The sequence below is a fragment of the Streptomyces sp. NPDC031340 genome (assembly GCF_055569945.1).
Genome location: NZ_JBVIIE010000011.1, coordinates 76,213 through 94,554 on the forward strand (window position 1 = coordinate 76,213; position 18,342 = coordinate 94,554).

Here is an 18,342-nt window from a genome sequence, read left to right on the forward strand (position 1 = left end):
GGGCGGGGGCGGGTCGTGTCCGGTCCTGCGGCCGGCGGGCGGACCGCTTCGGGTCCTGCGGCCCGGGGGCGGGTCATTTCCGGTCCTGTTGGAGGGTGGCCCACAGGCCGTAGCCGTGCATGGCCTGCACGTCGCGCTCCATCTCCTCGCGCGTGCCGCTGGAGACGACCGCCCGGCCCTTGTGGTGGACGTCGAGCATGAGCTTGGTGGCCTTGTCCTTGCTGTAGCCGAAGTACGTCTGGAAGACGTACGTCACGTAGCTCATGAGGTTGACCGGGTCGTTGTGGACGATCGTGACCCAGGGGACGTCCGGCTCGGGTACGGCGAAGGCCTCCTCCGCCGATTCGGTGCGTTCGATCTCTACGGGAGCGGGTGACGTCACAAGGCCCATGCTGCCACCCGAGGGGGGTGGTCGCACAAACGGCCCGGAGCCGCCACCGCAAATCGTCAAACTGACGAAATGGGGGTACCATCCCCTGCCATGAACACAGCGGACCTTGGGCTGCCGGTGGACGTCCCGTCGACGGCGCTCTTCACGGACCACTACGAGCTGACGATGCTGCAGGCCGCCCTGGAGGCGGGCACCGCCGGGCGCCGGTCGGTGTTCGAGATCTTCACCCGGCGGCTGCCCGAGGGGCGGCGCTACGGCGTCGTGGCGGGCACCGGACGCGTGCTGGACGCCGTCGAGAACTTCCGCTTCGACGCGGGCGTCCTCGGTTTCCTGCGGGAGCGGCGGATCGTCGACGAGGAGACGCTGCGGTGGCTGGCCGGCTACCGCTTCTCCGGCGACATCTGGGGCTACCCCGAGGGTGAGGTGTACTTCCCGGGCTCGCCGGTGCTGCGGGTGGAGGGCTCCTTCGCCGAGTGCGTGCTGCTGGAGACCGTGATCCTGTCCATCCTCAACCACGACTCCGCCATCGCCGCGGCGGCCTCCCGCATGGCCTCGGCGGCGGGCGACCGGCCGCTGATCGAGATGGGCGCCCGCCGCACCCACGAACTGGCGGCCGTCGCCGCCTCCCGCGCCGCCTACGTCGGCGGTTTCTCCTCCACCTCCGACCTGGCGGCCGGCTTCCGCTACGGCATCCCGACCGTCGGCACCTCCGCGCACGCCTTCACCCTGCTGCACGACAGCGAGCGGGACGCCTTCCGCGCCCAGGTCGACTCGCTGGGCCGGGGCACGACGCTGCTCGTCGACACCTACGACGTCGCCGAGGCCGTCCGTACCGCCGTCGAGATCGCCGGGCCCGAGCTGGGCGCGGTGCGCATCGACTCGGGCGACCTGCTGCTGGTCGCGCACCGGGTGCGGCAGCAGCTGGACGCCCTGGGCGCCCGGGACACGAAGATCGTCGTGACCTCGGACCTGGACGAGTACGCCATCGCCTCGCTGGCGGCCGCTCCGGTGGACGCCTACGGCGTCGGCACCCAGCTGGTGACCGGGTCCGGGCACCCGACGGCGTCGATGGTCTACAAGCTCGTCGCCCGCGCGGAGTCCGACGATCCCCGGGCGCCGCTGGTGCCGGTGGCGAAGCGGTCCAGCGGCGGCAAGACGTCGCTCGGGGGCCGCAAGTGGGCCGCGCGGCGGCTGGACGCGGACGGGGTCGCCGAGGCCGAGGTCGTCGGCACCGGGCCGGTCCCGGCCGAGCTGGCCGGCCGGGAGCTGCTGGTGGAGCTGATAAAGGGCGGCGAGGTGGTCGCCCGGGAGCCGCTGGACGTGGTGCGCGAGCGGCACGCGGCCGCGCGGGCCGGGCTGCCGCTGTCGGCGACCCAGCTCTCCCGCGGGGAGGCCGTCATACCGACCGAGTACGTCCATCCGCGCTGAGGTGCCGGGGCGGCCGGCGGCACCCGCGGTCACGTTCCGCGACGCCCCTCTCCCGCCCCGCCCCCGAAGTCTCTAGGCTCGGAAGTTCAACGGCCGGGCCCGCACCCCTACCCGACCCTCAGGCCCTGCCGTTTGGATCAGCCCTGCGTCGCGGGCCCTGGCACGCGCATCTGCCGCGTTGTCGTCGGTCCCCGACGCTCCGCGTCGACTCCCTCCTCCGCCTTGCATCTGCACGCACCAGACCCCGCTCGGGTCGGCCGCAAGAAGCCGCACCTCACAGCCGGCCTGATCCAAACGACAGGCCCTAGCCGAAGGACACCACCATGCGCCGCGCCTTGATCGTCGTAGACGTGCAGAACGACTTCTGCGAGGGGGGCAGCCTCGCGGTGTCCGGGGGTGCCGACGTGGCCGCCGCCGTGACCGAGCTGATCGGGCAGGCGGCCGGCTCCGGCTACCAGCACGTGGTGGCCACCCGGGACAACCACATCGCACCCGGCGGCCACTTCGCCGACAACCCCGACTTCGTCCGCTCCTGGCCCGCGCACTGCGTCGCCGGTACGGAGGGGGTCGGCTTCCACCCGAACTTCGCGCCCGCCGTCGCCTCCGGCGCCATCGACGCCGTCTTCGACAAGGGCGCCTACGCGGCGGCCTACAGCGGCTTCGAGGGGACCGACGAGAACGGGGTGAAGCTGGCCGACTGGCTGCGGGCCAGGGAGGTCGGCGAGGTGGACGTGGTGGGCATCGCGACGGACCACTGCGTGCGGGCCACCGCCCTGGACGCCGTGCGGGAGGGCTTCCGCACGCAGGTCCTCCTCGACCTGACCGCCGGAGTGGCCGCGGAGACCACCGAGCGGGCGGTCGAGGAGATGCGCGCGGCGGGCGTGGAGCTGACCGGCAAGCCGGTCGTCGCCTGAGCGCCGCGAACGGAGTCGCCCGAGCCGCGAACAGGCCGCGAACGGGCCGCGAACGGAAGGATGCGGCCGGTCAGGCCGTCAGGCCCGGGCCGCCGGCTGCCGGCTGCCGCAGCAGCGCCCTGATCGGGTGCCACAGCTCCTGCACCGGGCCCGCTGCGACACCGTTGTCAGGGGCCGTGCGCCATATCAGGCCGTCCGGATGGTGCAGGACCGCCGTGATCTCGTCGGGGGTCGGCGGGGCCGCGTTGCCCCGCAGGTAGACCGCCCGCATCCCGAGGTTGCGCAGCCTGGTCAGGGCACGTGCGCGGTTGCGGGCGTGGACGAGGACACGGACCGGGCCCGTCCCGTCGGCGGTGGGGCTGGGCAGGTTCAGCGCCACCACCACGCTGCCGGTCGGCAGCTTGGCGAAACCTCCTGCGGCCATGCGGTCACACCCCCGTGCGATTCGGTGTCAATAAGGTAGCCACAGGACGCACCTAAACACGATCGGCGGCGACCCGCCAGGGGGTCACCGCCGATACGCTTTTGACCTGCGGAAATACCGACTACTTCACCGCGGGGCCGACCTCGAGCGAGATCGTCGAGCCGCTCAGCGGCTCCTTGACGATCCTGATCTTGGTGTTGGTGTCAGTGATCTTGACACCGGCGGCCGGGTTCGACTCGTCGTAGTAGGTGTGCTTGTGGTCGTCGAAGACCGGCACGCCCCGCAGCGACGGGATCTTCGCCGCGACGTCCGCCTTGTGCAGCGTGATGCCGTCCGTGCGGTACCAGCTGAACGGCGAGTCGTAGGCCTGGATGCGGTTGCGCATCAGCGTGCCGTCGGACCACTTCAGCGGCGCCGGGTGGGCGTCCACCGGGAGGATCAGACCGGTGCCCGGGTGGTCGCCGGTGTTGTTGTCCGGCTGGGAGGTGTCCCACTTCCAGATCAACAGGCCGTTCTGGTACGGGTAGTGCTCGACCCAGTCCGGACGGGTCGTGGAGAAGCCGAAGTTGTACGGGCCGACCTTCAGGGTCTTGTCGTACGACACGTACTGGCGGTTCTCCGCGACGTAGTACTGCGCGTAGTCGTCCGTGATGGAGGCGCCGATGCGGGAGAAGCCGTTCGCCGTCCAGGCCGCGTCCGCGGACTCGGCGTCGTCCGCGAAGACGGCGGCGCCGTCGGCGGTGACCGTGATCTCGTCCGCCGCGAAGCCCTTCAGCGCCACGCCGCCGTCCGTCTGGTAGCGGAAGCGCAGGTCGATCTTCTTGCCCGCGTAGGCGTCCAGCGGGTACACGAGCTTCGCGTAGGCGTCGACGGAGCCGGTGAGCGCCGGCTTGTCGCTGCCGTCGCGCGGGACGGGCCGGCCGTCCACGGTGCCGTCCAGGGCCGTCCAGTTGGCGCCGCCGTCGGTCGACACCTCGGCGTAGAGGAAGTCGTAGTCGGCCTCGATGTCGTACCAGCCGTCGAGGGTCAGCGCGGCCGACGTCCGGCCGGTGAGGTCCACCGAACGGGTCAGCGTGTTCCGCAGGTCGTTGCCGCTGCCGCTCCACCACTGGCTCGCGCCCTGGGCCGGGGCGACGACCTCGGTGGTGACCTCCTTGCGCGGCAGTTCGACGACGAGCGCCTGCGCGTTCTTGGTGTTGTACTCGGCGACGCCCAGCTTGTGCGTGGAGCGGGTGGCCGCCTGCGCCACGTCGTAGTCGAGCCAGCCGAGCTGGAGCTTGTCCCAGGCGTTCATGTCGCCGGGCAGGTTGCCGATGGCGTTCTTGCCGGTGCCGAGCCAGGAACCGGACGACATCAGGGTCCAGAAACCGGTGGAGTTCTCGCCGCCGTTGGTGTCGTACTCGTCCGGCAGGCCGAGGTCGTGGCCGTACTCGTGGGCGAAGACGCCCAGGCCGCCGTTCTCCGGCTGGATGGTGTAGTCGCCGACCCAGATGCCCGTGTCGCCGACCTGCGTGCCGCCGAGCTTGTTGTCCTCGGGGCCGGTGGCGCCGGCGTCGGTGCCGAAGGCGTACCAGCGGTGCGCCCAGATGGCGTCCTCGCCCTGCGCGCCGCCGCCCGCGGACTCGTCCTCGCCGGCGTGCACGATCTGGAAGTGGTCGATGTAGCCGTCGGGCTCGTTGAAGTCGCCGTCGCCGTCGTGGTCGTAGCGGTCCCACTGGTCGAACTCGGCCAGCTCGGCGCGGATCTGGGCGGCGGTCTCGCCGGCCGCCTCGCGCTGGGCGACCCAGGCGGTGACGCCGTCGCGCACCGCGTACCAGGCGCAGTTGCCGCAGCTGTTGGAGCCGTAACGGGCCTCGTTGTAGGGGACCTTGACCCAGTCGGTGACCTCGCCGTCGACCGAGTAGCGGCCCGAGGACTGCTTCTCGTAGTACTTCTTCAGCGACTCGACGCCGGCGCCGGTGCCGAAGTAGAGGTCCTGGTAGTGCTGCTGGTTGTAATCAGCCTGCCAGTCGGTCGAGTTGTCCTTCGTGCGGTCGGGCGCGGCTATCCGGTTGTGCGCCGGGCCGGCCGTGCCGCCGTAGGTGCTGTCGATCTGGTCGCCGAACTCGACCAGGATCGTGAAGATCTTGTCGGTCTTCTCGCGGCCGAGTTCGACGTACTTGCTGTCGCCCTTCTTGCTCTTGAGCTGGACGACCTGCGAACCGTTGCGGTCCTTGACCTTGGCCTTGCCGGAGATGACCTGGTCGAGGGCCTCCTGCCGCTGCGCGTCCTGGGTCTTGGAGAGCGGGCCGTCGAGGTCGTGCTGCTCCATGCTCTTGGCCGCCGCCGGGTCGTGCCGGTCGACGGTGGCGCCCGCGGCCTTGTCGGCCTGCGCCACGGCGGACGTCGAGAACGTGGCGGTCGCCGCCGCGAGCGCGACACCGACCGCGGCCGTTCTGAACGTCCATGATCTGTGGGTCACTTGAGTTCCTCCCCCGCGTCCGGGACACGCGCGGAAGGTGGTCCCGGACAGGGGAGGGCCGCGCGCGTGGGGTACGCGTGTTGTCAAGTGACGTCATTTGACTAGAGGTTGGTAAGAAAAAACAGACCTTGACTTGAACAGGTCAACTGCACTATGCGGACCCGGCGTTCGCTTTACGAACGCCCGCCCGACCGTCCGACAGGCGCGCGAGTCCGTCCACCTGGTGGACGTCATGACTCCGTGCGCCCCCCGTGCATCTGCACTGTTGGTTAGGTCACGCTTACTCTTCGTTCCGCTCGGGCATGCACGCGGTTAGAGTCGACTGCGGAACGCCCTGAAATACGGCGGAAAGCCAGGCCGACACCCCCGTGGACCCCCACTTCCGAGGACACGATTGCCATGCCTCGTCCGACCGTCGCACAACTCGCCTACGGTTCGTGCACCGTGATCTTCTCGACGCTCGCCATGCTGCTGCTGTCCGGGACGAGTTCGGTCACGGGCATCGCGGTCGTCGCGGTCTCGGCGCTCGCTCTGGGGCTCCTCGTCGCCCTGACGGTCTCGCCGTCCAGGCCCAGGACCGTGGCGGCGCCCGAACCCGCGGCGCGGGCCGAGCGGGAGGGCGAGCGGCCGGCCGGGCACACCGGCCGGGCTGGACAGGGCGGGCAGGCCGGGCAGGCGGTGCCGGTCGCGGCCTCGGGCCGGTCGGCTTCCGCCTGACGGCCGACAGAGCGGCAGCCGGGCCCTGATCCGCGTCAGCCGGCCGTACTGACCACCACCGTCTTGGCCGCCTTGTCGTGCAGGCCCTGCTTGTAGGGCCGGTCGAAGAAGCTCCAGCCGCCCGCGATCACGGTCCAGACGCAGGCGCAGCAGAAGGCGAACGGGATCCACAGCACCGCCGCGCGGAGCAGGGACGTCTGCACGGACGGCGTGGCGCCGTCGGCGAGGTTGGCCACCCGCATCTTCAGCCACTTCTTGCCGAGCGTCTGGCCCGACCTGCTGATCATGAAGGTGTCGTAGCCCATGTAGAGCACGGCGGCGACCAGGGACTGCACGAACGCCTTGACGGACTGCATCTCGGCGGCCGCGACGGTGTACCGGTGCGTGCCGAGGCCCCAGGTGACCAGCCAGACCACGATGCCGACGAGGATCATGTCGATGATCCGGGCCAGCGTGCGCCGGGCGCTGTCGGCGAGCGGGGGCATACCGGCCAGCGGATCGCCGGGGTACGGGCCACCGCCGGTGGGGCCACCGCCGTACGGGCCGCCTCCGGGAGGGCCGCCGCCCGGGGGAGGCGGTTGGTCGCCGCCGCCGTGCGGGGCGTCGTACGGGGAGCCCGAGCCCGCCCCGGGCTCTCCGGGCGGGGGCTGCTTCCTGAACTGGTCGTCATCCGGCTGCCGGCCGGAGCCGGGGGGCGGTTCGGTGCTCATGGCCCGAGTCGACCGCGAACACCCGTCGTCCGCATCCGGCGAGCGGCCGTCCGGAGTACGGGATCCGGGCGTTCGTTCGACGAATGCGGTCGGCGGCTGCGGTTCGGCGTGGGCCGTCAGCTTGCGACGGTTCAGCCCGCCACGAAGGTGTGCGCGGCCTTGTCGTGCCAGCACTGGCGCCACGGGCGGTCGAACAGGCACCACAGGACGCCCACGACCCCGATCACCAGGAGGCCGGGCACGCTGTAGACGAGCCAGCGGCGCAGCGCGGCGCCGAAGGACGGGGGCTCGTGCGCCTCGATGTCGCGCACCTCCAGGCCCAGCAGCTTCTTGCCCAGCGTGCGGCCCCACTTGGCGGTGGGCAGCGCCTCGTACAGGACGCCGGACAGGAGCAGCACGGCGAGGACCGCGCCGAGGCAGGCCGACGTCGTCCCGTCGAGCAGCCAGACGGTGACGGTCTGTCCGGACAGCTTGGCCGCGTCGATCTTCTCGTCGACGTGGTCGAGCGCCCTGGCCCCGAGGGGTACGGCGGCCACGGCGGTGACGCCCGCGACCACGACGGTGTCCAGCAGCCGGGCGGCCAGCCGCTTGCCGAGGCCCGCGGGGCGGGCGGCGGACTGGCGCCGGGCGGCGGCCTGGAACACGTCCTCGACCGGCGGCTTCCAGGGCGCCACGGGCTGTTCGTCGCCGGAGGCCCCGGCGAGTCGGTGCACCTGCTGCGCCCAGGACGGCTGCCCGCCTCCGGGGCCCGCGGTCACCGGGGCGGGAGCAGGCACGGGAGCGGGCGCGGGGGCGGGAACGACCGGTGCGGCGGGAGCCGGAGCAGGCCGAGCGGCGGGCGGCTGAACGGCCGCCGGAGGGACCTGCTGGGGTCCGGAAGGGGCGGCCGGAGACGGTGCCACGGGCGCCGGTGCGGAGGAGGCCGCAGGGGGCATGGAGGCCGGGGCCACGGGTGCCGCCGGGGCCGGAGCCCCGGGAGCCGCCTGCGGGGCGGCTGCCCGCGCCTGCGCCTGTGCTTGTGCTTGTGCCTGTGCCGCGGCCGCCCGCTCGGCGGCGGCCTTGCCGGCGCCGAAGCCGGGGCCCGAGCCCTGCCGCTGGGCGCGCGGGGACGGCGTACGGAAGATCATGGTGCCGTCGTCGCCGACGGGGCCGCCGGAGCCCGGGGCGCCGGGCCCCGCGGAAGGCGTCGTCCCCGCGCCGGGGCCGCCGGGCGTGCCCGCCCCGTGGGGGCTTCCCTGGGGCGTCCCGGCCGGGCGGCGGAAGACGAACGTGCCGTCCGAGGACACTTCACCCGAGGCCGTCTGCCCGGGGGGCTCGTCGGCCGGCGGGATCGTCGCCGTGCCGTCCGTGGACGCGGAGAGCCCGGCCGGCCGGGACGGGGGCCCGGCGGGCAGGCGCGGGTCGGCGCCCTGCGGAGCGCCCCAGGAGACCCGTCGGTCCTGGTCGCCGCCGAAGCCGGTCTGGTGCGAGCGGTCGGCGCCCCACGCGGAGGCGGGTTCGGGACGGCCGCCGGGCCCCGCGCCGGCCGGGGACGCCTGCGGCTGCGGGTCCTCGTCGAAGAAGTGCGGGCCGGTCTCCTCGACCGGGGCGGGCGTGGGGCCGGCGCCCGGCGGCGGGACGAGCTGCTCGCCGTCCGTCGGCGCCGGACGGCTGGTGCCCGGGACCCAGGAGGCGCCGTTCCAGTACCGGACGTATCCAGGAATGGACGGGTCCGGGTAATACCCCTCGCGGGGCCTGTCGTCACCGGGTGCCGGGGTTGGGGCGCTCATGTCCGTCGTCCCGTATCTGCTCGGGGGTGGGTATGGGGGGCTCCACATCTATCAGACCGGCCGCCCCGGCACGCCAAGTCCCGCCGGACCCAACACTTTCCGGGCAATGACAGGCACCGGGTTCGCACGTTTCGGAAAAAAATCCGCCCAACTCGCGTAAGGAATGACTGTCACCCCCCTCTCACCCGTACGGGCTCGCCCATCGGGCCCCGTACACCTGCCCGAGAGAGGAACCGCACGCCATGCGCCACACCGTGGTGGAACGCGAACTCGAACTGAGGCTGATCCTGTCGCCGGAGCGCAGCATCCCGGTCCCGGCCCGGCTCGGCTACCGCACCGACGACCCGTACGCCGTCCACGTCAGTTTTCACATCGGATCCGAGGACCAGGTGGACTGGACGTTCTCCCGGGACCTGCTGGTGGAGGGGGTCTTCCGGCCGTGCGGGCACGGCGACGTGCGGGTGTGGCCGAGCAAGGCCGACGGCCGCGGCGTCGTGCTGATGGCGCTGGACTCCCCCGCCGGCGCCGCCCTGCTCCAGGCGCCGGCCGGTCCGGTGTCCGCCTGGCTGGAGCGGACACTGCGGGTGGTGCCCCCGGGGACGGAGGCGGACCAGCTCGGCCTCGACGACGCGCTCGACGAGTTACTCGCCAGGTGACGGGCGGCGGGCGGCCGGCGTCAGAAGAGCTTGCCCGGGTTGAGGATGCCCAGCGGGTCGAAGACCTGCTTGATCTGCCGCTGCATCTCCAGCCCCACCGGGCCGATCTCGCGCGCCAGCCACTCCTTCTTCAGCACGCCCACGCCGTGCTCGCCGGTGATCGTGCCGCCCAGTTCCAGGCCGAGGGCCATGATCTCGTCGAAGGACTCGCGGGCACGCCGGCACTCGTCGGCGTCCTGCGCGTCGAAGCAGACCGTCGGGTGGGTGTTGCCGTCGCCGGCGTGGGCGACGACGCCGATGGTCAGTCCGTGCTTGGCGGCGATCCGCTCGACTCCGTCGAGCAGGTCGCCGAGCCGGGAGCGGGGCACGCACACGTCGTCGATCATGGTCGTGCCCCTGACCGCGTCCAGCGCGGGGAGCGACAGCCGCCGCGCCTGCAGCAGCAGCTCCGACTCGGCCGCGTCGTCGGCCGGGACCACCTGGGTGGCGCCGGCCGCCTCGCACAGCGCGCCGAGCGCGGCCAGGTCGGCGGCCGGGTCGGGGGTGTCGAAGGCGGCCAGCAGCAGGGCCTCGGTGGTCTCCGGCAGGCCCATGTGCGCGAGGTCGTTGACCGCTTTCACCGTGGTGCGGTCCATCAGTTCCAGCAGCGCCGGCACGTGCCCGCCCGCCATGATCCGGCACACCGCGTCGCAGGCGGCGGCAGCGGAGGCGAACTCGGCCGCCAGCACGAGCTGCTGCGGCGGCTTCGGCCGCAGCGCCAGGACCGCCCGTACGACGACGCCGAGCGAGCCCTCGGAGCCGACGAACAGGCGGGTGAGGTCGTACCCGGCGACACCCTTCGCGGTGCGGCGGCCGGTGGTCATCAGCCGGCCGTCGGCGAGGACGACGTCGAGGCCGAGCACGTACTCGGCGGTCACCCCGTACTTCACGCAGCACAGGCCGCCCGACGCGGTGCCGATGTTGCCGCCGATGGTGCACGTCTCCCAGCTGGAGGGGTCCGGCGGGTAGTGCAGGCCGTGCTCGCCGACCGCCCGGGAGAGGGCGGCGTTGACGACGCCCGGCTCGACCACCGCGATGCGGTCCACCGGGTTGATCTCCAGGATGCGGTCCATCCTGGTCAGCGACAGCACGATGCAGCCGTCGGTGGCGTTGGCGGCGCCCGACAGGCCGGTGCGGGCGCCCTGCGGGACGACCGGGACGCGCAGCTCGGTGGCGGTGCGCATGACGTGCTGGACCTGTTCGACGGTGCGCGGCAGCACGACGGCCGCGGGGGCGCCGGCCGGACAGAAGCTGGCCATGTCGTTGGCGTAGGACGCCGTGACGTCGGGGTCGGTGAGGACCGCGTCGGCGGGCAGGCCGCCGAGCAGCCGGTCGATCAGGTTGCCGGTGACCTCGTCGCGGGGCGCTTCGATACGGCTCATGATCACAGCGTCGCACCGACGGCCGGCGGTGTGAACCCCGTGTCCGGCAGCCGGCGGCTGCCCGGGTTCCCGGAGCGCGGGCAGGAGCGGGGCGCGGGCAGGGGCGGGTGTATGAGGTCCGTTTAGCTCGATCGTGTGGTGGTTGGCTCGCGGGGTTGCGGCGCCGCGTGGGAAGCGCGGTAGCGTGTCCGCACGATCTGGGACGCCGGGTGCGGCGCCAGTGTGCGAGGCCCCTGCTCCACCGGAGTGATGGTTCAGGGCTTCCTCGCCGCCTCTGTCTGTAGCCATATGGCCAGGTCGTACAGGGAACTGGCCTCCCGGGAACGGATAACGCACAGGATGCGTGTCGCCGCCCTGGGGTTGAGTACGCCGGAGACCAGTGCGCCCAAGACCGTTCGGGGCGTACGGCTGACTGGGATCACTCCTGCTCAGTCACAAGGAACGGTTGGTGTGCTCGTCGTAGGGCGAGCCGGCCAGCTGGTAGATGCCGTCCCGGTAGAGGGCGTACCCCTGGAAGGAGACCTTCGGGTCAGGGTGGGCGCCGGTCTGCGCGATGTCCGCGACCGGGTTGTCGTAGTCGCGGGCGACGAAGGCGTCGAGGTCCCCAGACGCGGTAGCGGGGCTTGCCGGCCTGGTCCCGGTAGCGGACGGCGATGCGCCCGGACGCCGGGCAGACGGACGGCTGCCGCTTGCCCGGTGGTCGAGGCGGTTCAGGCACAGGTCGCCGGCCGCGTGGCCGTGGGCGGTGACCTGGAGGACGTACAGGTGCCCGCGCACGTCGTCGAAGGCGAACGACTGGAGCACCGTCGGTTCCTTCAGCGTCGCCTTCCGCAGCAGCCAACCGGCGGACGGTACGGCCAGGTTGATGGGTGTCTCCACACCGGCTCCCCGCGAGTCCTGCGGACGCCCCTGCGGTGCCCGCGGGACTCGAGGGTGTCAACTGCCGTTCACCGGTCGCAAGGATTTCGGCTCATCGACTCATCGGCTCATCGGGCTCACAGGTTGCCGCGCTTGGCCTGCTCCCGCTCGATCGCCTCGAACAGCGCCTTGAAGTTGCCCTTGCCGAAGCCCATCGAGCCGTGCCGCTCGATGAGTTCGAAGAAGACGGTCGGGCGGTCCTGGACCGGCTTGGTGAAGATCTGCAGCAGGTAGCCGTCCTCGTCGCGGTCGGCGAGGATCTTCATCTCGCGCAGGGTGTCCACGGGGACGCGGGTGTCGCCGACCCACTCGCCGAGGGTGTCGTAGTAGGAGTCGGGGGTGTCGAGGAACTCCACGCCGGCCGCGCGCATGGTGCGTACCGTCCGCACGATGTCGTTCGTGTTGAGCGCGATGTGCTGGACGCCGGCGCCGCCGTAGAACTCCAGGTACTCGTCGATCTGGGACTTCTTCTTCGCGACGGCGGGCTCGTTGATCGGGAACTTGACCTTGAGGGTGCCGTCGGCCACGACCTTCGACATCAGCGCGCTGTACTCGGTGGCGATGTCGTCGCCCACGAACTCCTTCATGTTCGTGAAGCCCATGACCTTGTTGTAGAACTCCACCCACTCGTTCATGCGGCCGAGTTCGACGTTGCCGACGCAGTGGTCGATCGCCTGGAACGTGCGCTCGGCGGGCGGTTCGACGATCGGCTTCGCGGCGACGTAGCCGGGGAGATACGGGCCGTCGTAGCCGGTGCGCTCGACGAGGGTGTGGCGGGTCTCGCCGTAGGTGGCGATCGCGGCGAGGACGACCGTGCCGTGCTCGTCCTTCACCTCGTACGGCTCGGCGACGGAGCGGGCACCGTGCTCGATCGCGTAGGCGTGGGCGGCCCGCGCGTCCGGGACCTCGATGGCGAGGTCGACGACGCCGTCGCCGTGCTCGGCCACGTGCTGGGCGAGGAAGTGCCCCCAGGTGGTGACGGGCTTGATCACCGAGGTGAGGACGAACCGCGCCGATCCGCTCTCCAGCACGTAGCTGGCGGTCTCGCGGCTGCCGTTCTCCGGTCCGGAGTAGGCGACCAGCCGCATGCCGAAGGCGGTGGAGTAGAAGTGCGCCGCCTGCTTGGCGTTGCCCACGGCGAAGACGACCGCGTCCATTCCCTTGACCGGGAAGGGGTCGGCCTGCCGGGCGGTGTCGGGAACGTGGTGTGTGGTCTGGGTCATACCGGAAGCCTGGTGGCGGACGGCAAGGTGCGCAATAGTTTGCGTATTCGCTGGTCAATCTGCCCAGTCGGACGCTCGTTCATCCGGGCTTTCTGTACAGGATGACCACCAGGACGACCACTTGACGCGGGAGGCTGCCATGGCGATCGACCAGTTGGACGGACGGATCATCGTGCTGCTGGCGCGGGAGCCGCGGATCGGGGTGCTGGAGATGTCCCGGCGGCTGGGGGTGGCCCGGGGGACGGTGCAGGCTCGCCTCGACCGGCTCCAGTCGAGCGGGGTCGTCCGCGGGTTCGGGCCGCAGGTGGATCCGGCGGCCCTCGGCTATCCGGTCACCGCCTTCGCCACGCTCCAGATCCGCCAGGGGCAGGGGACGGACGTACGGGCGCACCTGGCGTCCGTTCCGGAGGTGCTGGAGCTGCACACCACCACCGGCAGCGGGGACATGCTGTGCCGGCTGGTGGCCCGCTCCAACGCCGACCTGCAACGGGTGATCGACCTGGTCGTCGGTTTCGACGGCATCGTGCGGGCCTCGACCGCGATCGTGATGGAGAACCCCGTCCCGCTGCGGACCATACCCCTGGTGGAGCAGGCGGCCCGGGGCGAGTGACCGCCTCAGCGCCCTGAAGTGAAGGGGCGCGGGGAACTGCGCGACCGGCCACGACGGCGCCGCAGCCGACCGACGGCACGACGCGGCACGACGCGGCACGACGCGGCACGCACAGCGAAGCACTCAGCGGAGCGCTCAGCAGCCGGGAACGGCCCCCGTGCCCTTGCGTAGCGCGGTCAGGGCGCTCACCGCGCCCTTCAGAGTGGTCACCGGGACCAGGCGCAGCCCCTTGGGCAGCTCCGCCCGGGCGTCGGCGCACTCGGCCTTCGGGACGAGGAACACCGTCGCCCCGTCCCGGCGCGCGGCCTGCGTCTTCAGCGCGACCCCGCCGACCGCGCCGACGGTCCCGTCGGCGGCGATGGTGCCGGTGCCGGCGACGGTGCGGCCGCCCGTGAGGTCGCCGCCGCTGCCGTCGCCGTTCAGTTTGTCGATGATGCCGAGGGTGAACAGGAGCCCGGCGCTGGGGCCGCCGACGTCGGCGAGCCGCAGGGTGACCTTGACGCCCTTGTCGCTGAGGTGCAGGTAGTCCAGCGCGGCCTCGGTCGCCGCGTCCTGGGACTGCTTCATCTGCTCGGTGTTGTGCTTCTGGATCTCCTCGGTGCTCTCGCCGCTCGGATAGACCGAGTCGCGCGGCATGACCGCGCGGTCCGTGGCGAACCACGCGTCGATCACCTGGCCGAGCGAGACGCGCGCGTCCGGGTTGGTCGCCTCGATCGTCGTCATCCGCAGCTGTCCGCTGGTCCGGCGGGTGGGCGCGCCGGAGACCGTGATCACCGCGGTGCCCTTGTTCTGGCCGAGCACGTCGGCCGTCATCCCGGGCTGCGCGAGCGAGAACGGCAGCGGCGCGAAGACCGCCGTGGCGACCAGAGCGGCCGCGGGCAGGCCACAGACGGCGAGGGCCTGAGGACGCGTGAGGCGAGAGAGCACGGGATCAATCTACGGGACGGCGACTTCCGGCCGGATGCCGGTGGACCGGCGCGACCGGCCTGCCTGACGGGCACCGGAGGGGTGCCGGAGGGGTGCCGGAGGGGTGCCGGAGGGGTGCCGGAGGGGTGCCGGAGGGGTGCCGGAGGGGTGCCGGAGTGGCGCCGTAGGCGGCTGTGGCGGCCGGGAACCGGGGCCCGGCAGGCGTCAGCGCAGCGCCTCCGCCACCTCGCGGGCCGCGTCCACCACCCGGGGACCCACCCGCTCCGGAACCACCTCGGCCAGCATGACCACGCCGACGCTGCCCTCGACCCCCGTGACACCGACCAGCGGTGCGGCGGCTCCGCACGCGCCCGCCTCCAGTTCGCCGTGCGTCAGGACGTACCCGGGGTCCTTCGACGGCTGGCGCCGGGCGGAGAGGATCGCCTTGCCGGCGGCGCCGCGGTCCAGCGGGTGACGGAACCCGGCACGGTAGGCGACGTGGTAGTCCGTCCAGGTCGGCTCGACGACGGCCACCGCCAGCGCTTCCGCCCCGTCGACCAGCGTCAGGTGCGCGGTCGCCCCGATGTCCTCGGCCAGCGACCTGAGGGCGGGCAGCGCGGCCTCCCGTACCAGGGGATGCACCTGTCGGCCCAGGCGCAGCACGCCGAGCCCGACCCGGGCACGTCCGCCCAGGTCGCGCCGTACCAGGGCGTGCTGTTCGAGGGTGGCGAGCAGCCGGTACACGACGGTACGGTTCACGCCCAGTCGGTTGGACAGCTCGGTGACGGTCAGCCCGTGGTCCGTGTCGGCCAGCAGTTTGAGGACGCGCAGTCCCCGGTCGAGCGTCTGAGAGGTCTCCGCGGTCACGACGCCCACTCCTCCAGGTGGTGAGGTCGGCGGCCCTCTCGCGGCGTGCGTCACCGAGTCCCGTCGGCGACGCGCTTCAGAGGCCGCCGATCGGTCGGCGGCCCGGCATGTCCCGGACCGCGTCGCTTCACGGCTGCGCTCCGCGGCGGCGCTGCCACGGGGCGTGTGCGTAGCGGGACAGTAGCGAAGCAGGTTCGCTCAGCGGAAGGCTCCGTCCAGAATCCGGGCACCGATATAGAGGGAACACCTCCGTATGTCCGGATTCGTACGGGGGCCAGCAACCGGCACGCACCACCCCTGCGCTGCGCACTCGCCCGAAAAACGCGCCCGCGGCGCCCGTCCGGACGGCGGCCGAAACGCACGCCCGCCCGCCCCTACGGCCCTGCGGGCGCGCCCGGCGTCACCGCATCCGGGTGGCCCACTCCTGCACCTTGGCGATGCGCTGGCGCAGCTGCCCGGCCGTGGCCTCGGCGCTCGGCGGGCCGCCGCACACGCGCCGCAGCTCGGTGTGGATCACGCCGTGCGGCTTGCCGCTCTGGTGGACGTAGGCGCTGACCATCGTGTTGAGCTTCTTGCGCAGCTCCATCATCTCCTTGTGGGAGACGACGGGGCGCCGCTCGGCGGGCAGCTCCAGCAGGTCGGCCTCGGCGTCCGGCTTCTTGCGGCTGTGCGCGATCTGCCGGGCCTGCCGCTTCTGCAGCAGCAGCTGCACCTGCTCGGGTTCCAGGAGCCCGGGGATGCCGAGGTAGTCCTGCTCCTCCTCGCTGCCCGGGTGGGCCTGCATGCCGAACTCGGCGCCGTCGTAGAGGACCCGGTCGAAGACGGCGTCGGACTCCAGCGCCTCGAAGGGCAGCATGTCCTGTTCGCCGGTGTCCTCGTCCTGCTCCTTGTTCGCCTCGTCCATCTCCTTCTCGGACTCGGCGTAGGGGTCCTCCTCGCCCTCCTTCTTCGGCTTGTCGAGGGCGTGGTCGCGCTCGACCTCCATCTCGTTGGCGAAGGTGAGCAGGTCCGGGATGGTCGGCAGGAAGACCGAGGCGGTCTCGCCGCGACGCCGGGAGCGCACGAAGCGGCCGACGGCCTGCGCGAAGAAGAGGGGGGTGGAGATGGTGGTGGCGTAGACCCCGACGGCGAGCCGGGGCACGTCGACGCCCTCGGACACCATGCGGACGGCGACCATCCACCGGTCCTGGTTGCCGCTGAACTCGTCGATCCGGCCGGAGGCGCCGGTGTCGTCGGACAGCACGAGGGTGGCCTTGCTGCCGGTGATCTCCCGGATGAGCTTGGCGTAGGCGCGTGCGGAGTCCTGGTCGGAGGCGATGACGAGGGCGCCCGCGTCCGGGATGGCCTTCCTGACCTCGGTCAGCCGCTGGTCGGCGGCGCGCAGCACGCTGGGCATCCAGTCGCCGCGCGGATCCAGCGCGGTACGCCAGGCCTGGCTGATCGCGTCCTTGGTCATCGGCTCGCCGAGCCGGGCGGCCACCTCGTCGCCGGCCTTGGTGCGCCAGCGCATGTTGCCGCTGTAGGAGAGGAAGATGACGGGCCGCACGACGTGGTCGGCGAGCGCGTTGCCGTACCCGTAGGTGTAGTCGGCGGCGGACCGGCGGATCCCGTCCTGGCCCTCCTCGTACGCCACGAAGGGGATCGGGTTGGTGTCGGACCGGAACGGCGTGCCGGTCAGCGCGAGGCGCCGGGTGGCCGGCTCGAAGGCCTCCAGACACGCCTCGCCCCAGGACTTGGAGTCGCCGGCGTGGTGGATCTCGTCGAGGATGACGAGGGTCTTGCGCTGCTCGACGCGGTTGCGGTGCAGCATGGGCCGCACGCCGACGCCCGCGTACGTCACGGCGACGCCGTCGTACTCCTTGCCGAGCGGGCCCGCGCTGTACTCGGGGTCGAGCTTGATCCCTATCCGCGCGGCGGCCTCCGCCCACTGCTTCTTCAGGTGCTCGGTCGGCGCGACCACGGTCACCTGCTGCACGACGTGGTGGTGCAGCAGCCAGGAGGCCAGCGTCAGCGCGAAGGTCGTCTTTCCGGCGCCGGGTGTGGCGACGGCGAGGAAGTCGCGCGGCTGCTCCTGGATGTACTTGTCCATCGCCGCCTGCTGCCAGGCGCGAAGCTTGCCGGCGGTGCCCCAGGGAGCGCGTCCGGGGAAGGCGGGCGACAGGTGGTGCGAGTGCGTGGAGGAAGCGGCGGTGGTAGTCACGGTCTCCGGGGGATCTGCGGGTCGGGCGGCTCGGCTACGTATGACAACCGGGCCACCCTACCGGCGGCCCGGCGGTGCCCATGCGGTGACGACCCGGGGTCGCGGCCGGGTGGGATTCACGTCACACCGGCTGCTCGGCCAGGTCCCGCAATGCCTCGGAGATCCCCTTCACCTCGTCGAGGTCCCCCGTCGCCACGGCGATGACCAGGCGCTCGGCCGCATCAATGTCCGGGCGCAACTGCACGTCGTTCATGGCCAGGAAGACGACACAGGACACCCAGGCGGTGCGCTTGTTCCCGTCGACGAAGGGGTGGTTGATGGCGAGTGACTGCAGGAGCGCCGCCGCCTTGTCGAACACGTCGGTGTACGCCTCCTGCCCGAACATCGAGGCGGACGGCCGGTGCACGGCCGACTCGAGCAGACCCGCGTCCCGCACGACGACGCTCTGGTCGTCGACGGCGTACCCGGCGATGATCAGTCCGTCCTCGGCCGACAGATAGACATGCGTCACTTGAGCCGCTCCAGCAGTTCGGCCCATTTGGCGGTCTGCTCCTTGGCCGCCTTGCGGACCAGGGCCTCGTGCGCCGTCCTGGCCAGATAGTCGTCCACGGCCCTCAGCACTATCGAGTGCATGCTGGTGCCCTCCTCCTCGGCTCGCAGCTTCAGTGCTTCGGTCTGGTCGTCACGGAGACGCAGGTTCATGGCCATACCGAAACGGTATGACCGC

18 protein-coding genes are annotated in these 18,342 nt (G+C 71.9%); 5 read left to right on the forward strand and 13 right to left on the reverse strand.

Annotated features, from left to right (window positions below; translation table 11 throughout):
• Positions 1-73 precede the first annotated feature (73 nt).
• Positions 74-391 carry an ATP-dependent Clp protease adapter ClpS gene (gene clpS, locus ACZ5GT_RS10700; RefSeq protein ID WP_469018614.1) on the reverse strand — a complete coding sequence of 106 codons (318 nt, stop codon included), beginning with the start codon at positions 389-391 and terminating at the stop codon, positions 74-76.
• 90 nt (positions 392-481) lie between these two features.
• Between clpS and ACZ5GT_RS10705 the strand changes: the two genes are divergently transcribed.
• Positions 482-1,819, forward strand: coding sequence for a nicotinate phosphoribosyltransferase (locus ACZ5GT_RS10705; RefSeq protein ID WP_469018617.1), 1,338 nt, complete (start codon positions 482-484; stop codon positions 1,817-1,819).
• Between the two features lie 323 nt (positions 1,820-2,142).
• Positions 2,143-2,733, forward strand: coding sequence for a nicotinamidase (locus tag ACZ5GT_RS10710; RefSeq protein ID WP_469018622.1), 591 nt, complete (start codon positions 2,143-2,145; stop codon positions 2,731-2,733).
• Between the two features lie 70 nt (positions 2,734-2,803).
• Here ACZ5GT_RS10710 and ACZ5GT_RS10715 read toward each other — a convergent pair whose 3' ends face one another.
• Positions 2,804-3,157 (reverse strand): hypothetical protein, encoded by a 354-nt coding sequence (locus ACZ5GT_RS10715; RefSeq protein ID WP_469018628.1) that lies wholly within the window; start codon positions 3,155-3,157, stop codon positions 2,804-2,806.
• A 121-nt stretch (positions 3,158-3,278) separates the two neighbouring features.
• Positions 3,279-5,618: an immune inhibitor A domain-containing protein gene (locus tag ACZ5GT_RS10720; RefSeq protein ID WP_469018635.1), complete on the reverse strand. Its 2,340-nt coding sequence runs from the start codon at positions 5,616-5,618 to the stop codon at positions 3,279-3,281.
• Between the two features lie 399 nt (positions 5,619-6,017).
• On the opposite strand from ACZ5GT_RS10720, the gene ACZ5GT_RS10725 reads away from it, so the two are divergent.
• Complete coding sequence (locus tag ACZ5GT_RS10725) at positions 6,018-6,335, forward strand: hypothetical protein (RefSeq protein WP_469018640.1); 318 nt, start codon at positions 6,018-6,020, stop codon at positions 6,333-6,335.
• Between the two features lie 35 nt (positions 6,336-6,370).
• Here ACZ5GT_RS10725 and ACZ5GT_RS10730 read toward each other — a convergent pair whose 3' ends face one another.
• Both ACZ5GT_RS10730 and ACZ5GT_RS10735 read right to left on the reverse strand, forming a co-directional pair.
• Positions 6,371-7,045 carry an RDD family protein gene (locus ACZ5GT_RS10730; protein WP_469018643.1) on the reverse strand — a complete coding sequence of 225 codons (675 nt, stop codon included), beginning with the start codon at positions 7,043-7,045 and terminating at the stop codon, positions 6,371-6,373.
• A 131-nt stretch (positions 7,046-7,176) separates the two neighbouring features.
• Entirely contained in the window at positions 7,177-8,814 is a 1,638-nt protein-coding gene (locus ACZ5GT_RS10735) for an RDD family protein (RefSeq protein ID WP_469018648.1), read from the reverse strand.
• A gap of 242 nt (positions 8,815-9,056) precedes the next feature.
• Here ACZ5GT_RS10735 and ACZ5GT_RS10740 point away from each other — a divergent pair, with 242 nt between their 5' ends.
• Complete coding sequence (locus ACZ5GT_RS10740) at positions 9,057-9,470, forward strand: SsgA family sporulation/cell division regulator (RefSeq protein WP_469018651.1); 414 nt, start codon at positions 9,057-9,059, stop codon at positions 9,468-9,470.
• 20 nt (positions 9,471-9,490) lie between these two features.
• Here ACZ5GT_RS10740 and ACZ5GT_RS10745 read toward each other — a convergent pair whose 3' ends face one another.
• The 3 genes from ACZ5GT_RS10745 to hppD all read right to left on the reverse strand — a co-directional run bounded on the left by ACZ5GT_RS10745 (position 9,491) and on the right by hppD (position 13,032).
• A complete protein-coding gene (locus tag ACZ5GT_RS10745; protein ID WP_469018654.1) occupies positions 9,491-10,897 on the reverse strand; it encodes an FAD-binding oxidoreductase in 1,407 nt (468 codons plus the stop codon).
• Positions 10,898-11,323: 426 nt separating this feature from the next.
• Positions 11,324-11,770: a hypothetical protein gene (locus ACZ5GT_RS10750; RefSeq protein ID WP_469018657.1), complete on the reverse strand. Its 447-nt coding sequence runs from the start codon at positions 11,768-11,770 to the stop codon at positions 11,324-11,326.
• 116 nt (positions 11,771-11,886) lie between these two features.
• Positions 11,887-13,032, reverse strand: a complete 1,146-nt coding sequence (gene hppD, locus ACZ5GT_RS10755) for a 4-hydroxyphenylpyruvate dioxygenase (protein ID WP_469018660.1) — start codon at positions 13,030-13,032, stop codon at positions 11,887-11,889.
• Between the two features lie 139 nt (positions 13,033-13,171).
• On the opposite strand from hppD, the gene ACZ5GT_RS10760 reads away from it, so the two are divergent.
• Entirely contained in the window at positions 13,172-13,642 is a 471-nt protein-coding gene (locus ACZ5GT_RS10760; RefSeq protein WP_469018663.1) for an Lrp/AsnC family transcriptional regulator, read from the forward strand.
• 135 nt (positions 13,643-13,777) lie between these two features.
• Here ACZ5GT_RS10760 and ACZ5GT_RS10765 read toward each other — a convergent pair whose 3' ends face one another.
• From ACZ5GT_RS10765 to ACZ5GT_RS10785, 5 genes are all read right to left on the reverse strand, one after another.
• On the reverse strand, positions 13,778-14,569 hold the full coding sequence (locus ACZ5GT_RS10765) for a S16 family serine protease (RefSeq protein WP_469018666.1): 792 nt from the start codon (positions 14,567-14,569) through the stop codon (positions 13,778-13,780).
• Between the two features lie 204 nt (positions 14,570-14,773).
• Positions 14,774-15,415, reverse strand: coding sequence for an IclR family transcriptional regulator (locus tag ACZ5GT_RS10770; RefSeq protein WP_469018673.1), 642 nt, complete (start codon positions 15,413-15,415; stop codon positions 14,774-14,776).
• 400 nt (positions 15,416-15,815) lie between these two features.
• Entirely contained in the window at positions 15,816-17,615 is a 1,800-nt protein-coding gene (locus tag ACZ5GT_RS10775; RefSeq protein WP_469018678.1) for a DEAD/DEAH box helicase, read from the reverse strand.
• Between the two features lie 121 nt (positions 17,616-17,736).
• Entirely contained in the window at positions 17,737-18,126 is a 390-nt protein-coding gene (locus ACZ5GT_RS10780; protein ID WP_469018681.1) for a type II toxin-antitoxin system death-on-curing family toxin, read from the reverse strand.
• Positions 18,123-18,323 (reverse strand): CopG family transcriptional regulator, encoded by a 201-nt coding sequence (locus tag ACZ5GT_RS10785; RefSeq protein WP_469018684.1) that lies wholly within the window; start codon positions 18,321-18,323, stop codon positions 18,123-18,125. The genes ACZ5GT_RS10780 and ACZ5GT_RS10785 overlap by 4 nt, the downstream gene beginning before the upstream one ends.
• Between the last annotated feature and the right edge of the window lie 19 nt (positions 18,324-18,342).

Bases quoted from the DNA above. Each gene is read 5' to 3' on its own strand.
- clpS (WP_469018614.1), bottom strand. From the start codon at position 391: ATGGGCCTTGTGACGTCACCCGCTCCCGTAGAGATCGAACGCACCGAA.
- ACZ5GT_RS10705 (WP_469018617.1), top strand. From the start codon at position 482: ATGAACACAGCGGACCTTGGGCTGCCGGTGGACGTCCCGTCGACGGCG.
- ACZ5GT_RS10710 (WP_469018622.1), top strand. From the start codon at position 2,143: ATGCGCCGCGCCTTGATCGTCGTAGACGTGCAGAACGACTTCTGCGAG.
- ACZ5GT_RS10715 (WP_469018628.1), bottom strand. From the start codon at position 3,157: ATGGCCGCAGGAGGTTTCGCCAAGCTGCCGACCGGCAGCGTGGTGGTG.
- ACZ5GT_RS10725 (WP_469018640.1), top strand. From the start codon at position 6,018: ATGCCTCGTCCGACCGTCGCACAACTCGCCTACGGTTCGTGCACCGTG.
- ACZ5GT_RS10730 (WP_469018643.1), bottom strand. From the start codon at position 7,045: ATGAGCACCGAACCGCCCCCCGGCTCCGGCCGGCAGCCGGATGACGAC.
- ACZ5GT_RS10735 (WP_469018648.1), bottom strand. From the start codon at position 8,814: ATGAGCGCCCCAACCCCGGCACCCGGTGACGACAGGCCCCGCGAGGGG.
- ACZ5GT_RS10740 (WP_469018651.1), top strand. From the start codon at position 9,057: ATGCGCCACACCGTGGTGGAACGCGAACTCGAACTGAGGCTGATCCTG.
- hppD (WP_469018660.1), bottom strand. From the start codon at position 13,032: ATGACCCAGACCACACACCACGTTCCCGACACCGCCCGGCAGGCCGAC.
- ACZ5GT_RS10760 (WP_469018663.1), top strand. From the start codon at position 13,172: ATGGCGATCGACCAGTTGGACGGACGGATCATCGTGCTGCTGGCGCGG.
- ACZ5GT_RS10785 (WP_469018684.1), bottom strand. From the start codon at position 18,323: ATGGCCATGAACCTGCGTCTCCGTGACGACCAGACCGAAGCACTGAAG.